Origin of the sequence: Methylibium sp., assembly GCF_031393925.1 — a bacterium.
Lineage (GTDB): Bacteria > Pseudomonadota > Gammaproteobacteria > Burkholderiales > Burkholderiaceae_C > Methylibium.
In genome coordinates this window covers 1-5680 of sequence record NZ_JANMWL010000170.1, presented here as the reverse complement: position 1 = coordinate 5680, position 5680 = coordinate 1, and the positions used below count along the sequence as shown (strand labels likewise).

The 5680-nt window shown below is 69.6% G+C and carries 4 protein-coding genes and 1 pseudogene; 4 read left to right on the top strand and 1 reads right to left on the bottom strand.

What is annotated here, in order from left to right; all coding sequences use genetic code 11:
• A pseudogene (locus RMO12_RS09435) lies at positions 1 to 186 on the top strand (hypothetical protein); the annotation flags it as partial.
• Positions 187 to 240: 54 nt separating this feature from the next.
• Here RMO12_RS09435 and RMO12_RS09430 read toward each other — a convergent pair.
• A complete protein-coding gene (locus RMO12_RS09430; RefSeq protein ID WP_309639099.1) occupies positions 241 to 1251 on the bottom strand; it encodes a D-2-hydroxyacid dehydrogenase family protein in 1011 nt (336 codons plus the stop codon).
• Positions 1252 to 1370: 119 nt separating this feature from the next.
• Here RMO12_RS09430 and RMO12_RS09425 point away from each other — a divergent pair, with 119 nt between their 5' ends.
• The 3 genes from RMO12_RS09425 to RMO12_RS09415 all read left to right on the top strand — a co-directional run.
• Complete coding sequence (locus tag RMO12_RS09425) at positions 1371 to 1880, top strand: DUF1993 domain-containing protein (protein ID WP_309639098.1); 510 nt, start codon at positions 1371 to 1373, stop codon at positions 1878 to 1880.
• Between the two features lie 9 nt (positions 1881 to 1889).
• Positions 1890 to 4346 carry a penicillin acylase family protein gene (locus tag RMO12_RS09420; RefSeq protein ID WP_309639097.1) on the top strand — a complete coding sequence of 819 codons (2457 nt, stop codon included), beginning with the start codon at positions 1890 to 1892 and terminating at the stop codon, positions 4344 to 4346.
• Positions 4347 to 4481: 135 nt separating this feature from the next.
• The coding region (locus RMO12_RS09415) for an efflux RND transporter periplasmic adaptor subunit (RefSeq protein ID WP_309639096.1) at positions 4482 to 5680 on the top strand (1199 nt) is incomplete at its 3' end.

The window sequence follows — 5680 nt, the reverse complement described above, 5'->3', positions numbered from 1 at the left end:
CGCTTCCTCAAGGTCGACAAGTTGAGCACCGCTCTGGGCACCGACGACGGTCTGCCGCGCGCCTATCGCTTCGGCTACGGCGTGCTCGACGAGAACCTCGACAACAAGGTCGACGCGAGCGAGAAGCGCGTGTACTTCGAGGTTGGCGACTACGCCACTTACGTGTTCTTCGAGAGTCCGCGCTGAGCGGCGCCTCGCGGCGTCTTGTCGTGCGGCGGCGTGCGGCGCCGCGTGGTGACGCTACCCACGCATCACCTTGAGCGCCTCGGGGTTGACGACGTTGGTGGGCTCGCCCTTGATGAAGGCAATGACGTTGTCGAAGGCCGCGCCGAAGTAGGACTCGTAGCTGTCCAGCTCGACATAGCCAAGGTGCGGCGTGCACACGGCATTCTCCAGGCGCAGCAGCGGCATGCCCTGCATGATCGGCTCGCTCTCGTAGACATCCACGGCGGCCATGCCGGGGCGCCCGCGGTTGAGCGCCGAGACCAGCGCGCCTTCGGCGACCAGTTCGGCGCGCGAGGTGTTCACGAACAGCGCGCTCGGCTTCATGCGCTGCAGGTCGTCGAGGGTCACCATGCCGCGCGTGACGTCGGCCAGGCGCAGGTGCAGCGACAACACATCGCTGCTCTCGAACAGCGCCTCACGCGTCGGTGCCGCAGCGCAGCCGTCGGCAGCGGCCTTGTCGCGCGAGTCCTCGCTGCCCCACACGATCACCTTCATGCCGAAGGCCCGGCCATAGCCCGCGACGAGCTGGCCGACGCGCCCGTAGCCCCAGATCCCCAGCGTCTTGCCCCGGAGCACCATGCCCAGGCCGAAGTTCGGCGGCATCGAGGCCGAGCGCAGGCCCGATTGCTGCCATGCGCCGTGCTTGAGGCTGGCGATGTAGTGCGGCAGCCGCCGCATCGCTGCCATGGTCAGCGCCCAGGTCAGCTCGGCCGGCGCCACCGGCGACCCCACGCCCTCGGCCACCGCGATGCCCAGGCGCGTGCAGGCGTCGATGTCGATGTGCGGCCCGACGCGGCCGGTTTGCGCAATCAGCCTGAGCTTGGGCAGCTTCTCCAGCAGCTGGCGCGGGAAGTGGCTGCGCTCGCGGATCAGCACCAGCACTTCGGCGTCGCGCAGACGCACCGAGAGCTGGCCGATGCCCTTGACGGTGTTGGTGAAGACCTTGGCGTTGTAGCCGTCGAGCTTGGCGGCGCAGGGCAGCTTGCGGACCGCGTCCTGATAGTCGTCCAAGATGGTGATGTTCATGAGGCCAGGGTGCCGAATTCAGCCACGGATTGTGCATGCCGCCGAGCCCGCGTTGACCGGCGAAGCGTCGCCGCACCGTTACCGTTAGCATCGATCGACACCGACCCGAGGAGACCGCGATGGCGCTTTCGATGCATTCGACCTGCGTGCCCATTTACCTGGGCATGCTGGGCAACCTCTCGAAATGGCTCGACAAGGCACTCGCGCATGCGCAGGCCCGCGGCTTCGACCCCGACACCTTGCTCACCGCGCGGCTCGCGCCCGACATGCTGTCGCTGGCCAAGCAGGTGCAGATCGCCTGCGACGGCGCCAAGTTCGGCGTGGCGCGCCTGGCCGGGGTGGAGGCACCGAAGTTCGTCGACACCGAGTCGACCCTCGTGCAGTTGCAGGAGCGCATCGAAAAGACCATCGCCTACGTGAAGAGCGTGGCGCCCGAGCAGATCAATGGCACCGAGAACAAGGCCATCAGCGTGCCGGTGCGCGGCCGCGAGCCCTTGCAGTTCTCCGGCGAGGACTACCTCACGCACTTTGCGCTGCCCAATTTCTTTTTCCATCTGACCACCGCCTATGCGCTGCTGCGCCACAACGGCGTTGAACTCGGCAAGGCGGACTTCCTGCGTCGCGACTGATCGGGCGGCATGAAATGGCTCGTTCGCGGCCTGCTGGCCGTGTTGGCGCTCGTGGTGCTGCTCGCGGCAGCCGGGTTGGTCTATCGACAGCGCGCCCTGCCCACGACCGAGGGTCGGCTGCAGGCCGGCGGCCTGCGCGCGGCGCTCACCATCGAGCGCGACGCGCACGGCATTCCCACCATCCGCGCGGCCTCCTTGCAAGACGCCTGGTTCGGCCTGGGCTTTGCGCACGCACAAGACCGCTTGTGGCAGCTCGAGACGCACAAGCGCATCGCCTCCGGTCGTCTGGCCGAGGCCTTCGGCGCGAACGCGCTCGAGGCCGACAAGTTCCTGCGCGCGCTCGGCGTGCGGCGCAGCGCCGAGCGCCAGTGGCAACAGGCGAGCCCCGACGTGCGCGGCATGCTCGAGGCCTACAGCGCCGGCATCAACGCTTTCATCGCAGAACACCTCGCCGCGCGCCCGCCAGAATTCGTACTGCTGGGCCTTCAACCGCAGGCCTGGAGCCCGCTCGACAGCCTCGGCTGGTCAACCATGATGGCCTGGGACCTCGGCGCCAACTGGGGCAGCGAGTTGCTGCGCCTGAAGCTGGCCCTGCTGATGCCCACCGAGCGCATTGCGCAGCTGCTGCCGCCATATCCGGGTGAAACGCCGCTGGCCACGCAAGACTACGCGGGCCTGTACCGGCGCCTGGGCATCAGCGCAGACAAGCCCGCGCCCGGCGCCACGGCCGGGCTCGCGCTGCCGTGGCAGCCCGAGTCAGCGGTGGAGGGGGCCGGCTCCAACAATTGGGTCGTCGCAGGCACGCGGAGCAGGACCGGCAGCCCGCTGCTGGCCAACGATCCGCACCTCAAGCTCAGCGCACCGGCGCTCTGGTACTTTGCGCGTCTGGAGGCGCCCGGCCTGAAGGTGGCGGGCGCCACCATGCCGGGCCTGCCGCTGGTGGTGCTGGGTCAAAACGAGCATGTCGCCTGGGGCTTTACCAATACCGCACCCGACGTGCAGGACCTCTACCTCGAGCGCATTAACACCGCTGACGCGCCCGGCACCAAGCAGCGCTACGAGACACCCGACGGCTGGGCGCAGTTCGAGCAGTTCGCCGAGACGATCCGCGTGAAAGGCCAGCCCGACGTTGCCTTCAACGCACGGCAGAGCCGCCACGGCCCGGTGATCTCCGACGCGGGCGGCGCAGTCGCTGGCCTGGTCGGCATCGATCCCGAGGGCCCGGCGGCGCCGGGCTATGCCTTGGCGCTGCGCTGGACCGCGCTTGACGCTGACGCCAGCGCCACGCTCGATGCTGGCCTGGCGTTCAACCGGGCGCGCTCGGTCGACGAGTTCATCGCCGCCTCGGCGCAGTACGTCGCACCGATGCAAAACATGGTGGTGGCCGACGCCGAGCGCATCGCCATGGTGGCGGCCGGCCGCGTGCCGCTGCGCCGGCCCGACAACGACCTGCGCGGGCTGGCACCGGCGCCCGGCTGGGACGCCCGCTACGACTGGGCCGGCTTCGTGGCGGCGAGCGAGACACCGCGCGAGCGTGACCCCGCCCGCGGCTGGATCGCCACGGCCAACCAGCGCGTGCATGGCCCGCAGTACCCGCACTACATCACCAGCGAGTGGGCGCCGCCGTACCGGCAGCAACGCATCGAGCAGTTGCTCGCGGCACGGCCGCTGCACAGCGTCGAGAGCCTCGCGGCGATCCAGGCCGACGTGTTTTCAGCGGCAACGCAGCGCCTGCTGCCGTTGCTGCAGCGCGCGAAGTCCCCCCACGCGCTGGCGGCGGCGGCGCAGCACGAGCTCAAAGGCTTCGAGGGCACGATGACCGCCGAGCGCGCCGCGCCGCTGATCTTCTGGGCCTGGGCGCGCCAGCTCACGCACGGCGTGTTTTCCGACGACGTCGGCCCCGTGCTGCTCGAGCGCCAGTTGGCCAGCCGCGGCTTTCGCGATGCGCTCGAAGGCGTGCTCGAGCGCGACGACACCGGCTGGTGCGACGACCAGCGCACGCCGGTCGTCGAGACCTGCGCCGGGCAGTCGGACGCGGCCTTCACCCGCGCGCTGGACGAATTGCAGGCGCTGCAGGGGCCCGATGTCACCCAGTGGCGCTGGGGCCAGGCGCACACGGCGCGCTCCGAACACCGGCCGTTCAGCCGCGTTGCGGGTCTGGCGCCGTGGTTCGAGCTGCGCACGCCGGTCGGCGGCGACACCTACACCGTCAACGTGTCGCGGGTGGGCCTGCGACCCGACGCGACGACCGGCGAGCTTTACCTGGACGAGCACGGCCCGAGCCTGCGCGCCATTTACGATCTTGGCGATCGCGCCAAGTCGCGCTTCATGCATTCGAGCGGCCAGAGCGGGCTGGCATTGAGCAACGATTACCGCAACTTCGTCGAGCGCTGGTCGCGCAATGAGTACCTGCCGGTGTGGGGTGACGGCCGAGCAGGGCGGGTGCTGACCTTGGTGCCGCGTTGAGCCGGCGCCAGGGTCGTGCCCTCCAGCGTCAAGCATCATCCGCTACAACCCTTGCCGAACGCGGGCTTCGTGGCTCACGGACCCTAAGGCGCGCTCCGAACCCAAAGAACAACGATGTCTGCCTTTAACAACGTCATGAATCCATCCGCCGCCCTGTTCATGTCATCGCGTCCGCCGTGCCTCAATGCTGCCGCGGCGGCCTTGCTGGCCTTGGTGCTGGGTGCCTGCGGCCCCAAGCAGGGCGAAGCGCCGAACGCAGCGGCGGCAATCGGCGCGCCACCGGTCGAGGTGGGCGTGGTGAGCGCGGTGCCGCGCGCCGTGGGTTTGGTGACCGAGCTGCCGGGGCGACTCGAGGCGTCGCGCACCGCGCAGGTGAGGGCGCGTGCCAGCGGCATCCTGCTCGAGCGCTTGTTTCGCGAGGGCAGCGACGTAAAGGCCGGGCAGCCGCTGTTTCGCATCGACGCGGCACCCTACCGGGCCTTGGCCGACAGTGCCCAGGCCGCCCTCGCGCGGGCCGAGGCCAACCTGACCCAGGCCGCCTCGCAGACCGAGCGTCTGGGGCCGCTGCTGGAGGCCAATGCCATCAGCAAGCAGGACTACGTCAACGCGGTGGCCGCGAGCAAGCAGGCAGAGGCCGGCGTGGCCGCCGCCCGAGCGGCGCTGCAAAGTGCGCGCATCAACCTTGGCTATGCCTCCGTCACGGCGCCGATCTCGGGGCGCATCGGTCGCTCGCTGGTGACCGAGGGCGCGCTGGTCGGGCAGGGCGAGGCGACGCAGCTGGCGCTGATCCAGCAGATTGACCCGATGTACATCAACTTCACCCAGCCTGCCAGCGAGGTGCTGCGGTTGCGCAAGGCCTTCGACAGCAACCGGCTGCAGCGCGCGAGCGGCTCAGAGGCCGCGCTGGTGCGCGTCTTGCTCGACGACGGCAGCGCCTATTCGCAACCGGGGCGGCTGCTGTTCTCCGACCTGTCGGTCGACCCGAGTTCGGGGCAGGTCACTTTGCGCGCCGAGGTACCGAACCCCGAGGGCGTGCTGCTACCCGGGCTCTATGTGCGCGGGCGTCTCGAGCAAGCACAGGCCAGCGACGCGGTGTTGCTGCCGCAGCAGGCGGTGAGCCGCTCGGGCCAGGGCGACAGCGTGATGGTCGTCGGCGCCGACGGCAAGGTCAGTTCGCGGCCGGTGAAGGTAGGTCAGGCGCAGGACGGCCAGTGGGTGATCCTCGCCGGGCTGCAGTCCGGCGAACAGGTGATGGTCGACGGCTTCCAGAAGCTGCGCCCCGGTGCGACGGTCAAACCGCTGCCTTGGCAGGGTGCCGCATCGGTGCCCGGTGC

Coding starts and splice junctions, on each gene's coding strand:
- RMO12_RS09420 (WP_309639097.1), top strand. CDS start 1,890: ATGAAATGGCTCGTTCGCGGCCTGCTGGCCGTGTTGGCGCTCGTGGTG.
- RMO12_RS09430 (WP_309639099.1), bottom strand. CDS start 1,251: ATGAACATCACCATCTTGGACGACTATCAGGACGCGGTCCGCAAGCTG.
- RMO12_RS09425 (WP_309639098.1), top strand. CDS start 1,371: ATGGCGCTTTCGATGCATTCGACCTGCGTGCCCATTTACCTGGGCATG.